Origin of the sequence: Plantibacter sp. MMLR14_011, assembly GCF_001865025.1 — a bacterium.
Lineage (GTDB): Bacteria > Actinomycetota > Actinomycetes > Actinomycetales > Microbacteriaceae > Plantibacter > Plantibacter flavus_A.
Genome location: NZ_MJGW01000002.1, coordinates 353,926 through 354,127 on the forward strand (window position 1 = coordinate 353,926; position 202 = coordinate 354,127).

Genomic DNA, 202 nt, shown 5'->3' on the forward strand with positions numbered 1-202 from the left:
GCGGTCGTCGTACGAACGCGCGGGGCGGTCGGTGCGGTTCGCCTGACGCGGGTCACCCTGTCGAGCCGGGCGGTCACCGTAGGACGGACGCTCGGTGCGGTCGCCGTAGGAGGGACGCTCCGTGCGCTCACCCCGGTTGTAGGCCGGGCGCTCGGTGCGGTCGCCACCACGGTTGTACGCGGGACGGTCGTTCCGGTCGCCG

1 pseudogene is annotated in these 202 nt (G+C 74.3%); it reads right to left on the bottom strand.

What is annotated here, in order from left to right:
• Window positions 1-202, bottom strand: a pseudogene (locus BIU99_RS19895) (ATP-dependent helicase); the annotation flags it as partial.